Origin of the sequence: Amycolatopsis sp. MtRt-6 (assembly GCF_017308975.1) — a bacterium.
Classification (GTDB): domain Bacteria; phylum Actinomycetota; class Actinomycetes; order Mycobacteriales; family Pseudonocardiaceae; genus Amycolatopsis.
The window spans coordinates 1-1,463 of record NZ_JADWPD010000072.1 but is presented as its reverse complement, the minus strand read 5'-3'; the positions used below and the strand labels follow the sequence as shown (position 1 = coordinate 1,463).

Below are 1,463 nucleotides of genomic sequence, written 5' to 3'. Positions count from 1 at the left end.
GGGGGGTGTCCCTATGTGGTTGTCAAGCGGCAGTGGGGGCCGGAGCGGGTTCGGGATGCCGGTAGTGGGTGCCGTTGCGGAGCATGGCGTAGAGGACGTCGCAGCGGCGGCGGGCGAGGCAGATGAGGGCGGCGTTGTGCTTCTTGCCCTCGGCTCGTTTGCGGTCGTAGTAGGCGCGGCTGGTGGGGTCGGACAGGGCAGCGAATGCGGCGAGGAAGAAAGCGCGTTTGAGCTGGCGGTTGCCGGTGCGAGCGGGATGTTCGCCCTTGATCGACGTGCCGGAGCTGCGGGTGACTGGGGCGATGCCGGCGTAGGCGGCCAGGTGCCCGGAGGAGGCGAAGTTGGCGGCGTCGCCGACTTCGAGGAGGATGCGGGCGGCGGTCCTGACGCCGATGCCGGGCATCGAGGTCAGGACCCCGGCAAGAGGGTGCGCATCAAGTATCCCCTCCACCTGCTCAGCAACCTGCTTCCGCTGCAGGAGAACCGTTTTCAAGCTGTCGGCCAGCCGCGGCAAGACCGTGTCGGCGGCGGCGGTGCCCGGGACGGTGACGGTCTGCTCGGCCAGCGCGACCATGATCGCCTCGACCAGCCGCTCACCCATCCGGGGCGCGTGGACCTTCGCGATCGCGGTGAGTTTGCGGCGGCCGGCCTTGGCGATCCCGGTCGGGCCGCCGCAGCGGGAGAGGATCTCCAGCACCGCGGGGTGGCTGATTCTGGGGCCGATGGCGTGTTCGAGGGCGGGGTGGATGCCGGTGAGCAGGCCGCGGATGCGGTTGCTGATGCGGGTGGCTTCGCCGGCGAGGTCGTCGTCGAACCCGACCAGCACCTCCAGCTCGGCCAGGGCCTCGTCACCGACATCGACCGGGCGCAGCGTGTGGGGCAGCGAGCGGGCGGCGTCGGCGATGACGAACGCATCCCGGGCGTCGGTCTTCGCGCGACCGGGGTAGAGGTCGGCGATGCGGCGCATCGCCAGTCCGGGCAGGTAAGCGACCTGGTGCCCGGCGGCGCGGGCGACCGCGACCGGCAACGCCCCGATCGTGGCCGGCTGGTCCACCACGACCAGCAGTGGCCCGTGGGCGGCGAGCTTGGCGAACAAGGCCCGCAGTTTCGGTTCGGTGTTGGGCAGTGGGGCGTCGTGCAGCCGGTTGCCGTCGGGGTCGAGGCCGACCGCGTGGTGGGCTTCCTTGCCGACGTCCAGGCCGAGAAACACGCTGAAGCTGCTGCTCATCCACTGTGCCGTTTCGTTCGCCGCGTCGTGGTCACCGAGTCGGGCATCGATGGCCGGCACCCACGTTACGACGAGACCTACCCAAAGGCGGCCGTGTCCCTATTCAGCGGTCCCTCGATGCCACCAGACCCGGTGACACCACCCCCCGGATCATGCGAGCGACTGGGGGCCTGAGTCATGCCGGGCCTGGCGACCACAGCTCCTTGATCAGGAACTACGAAAAAGGTAACGGGGC

General features: G+C 69.9%; 1 protein-coding gene. It reads right to left on the bottom strand.

The window, feature by feature from the left end:
* Nucleotides 1-22: 22 nt before the first annotated feature.
* Nucleotides 23-1,228: an IS110 family transposase gene (locus I4Q55_RS48840; RefSeq protein WP_206797881.1), complete on the bottom strand. Its 1,206-nt coding sequence runs from the start codon at nt 1,226-1,228 to the stop codon at nt 23-25.
* Nucleotides 1,229-1,463: the final 235 nt, after the last annotated feature.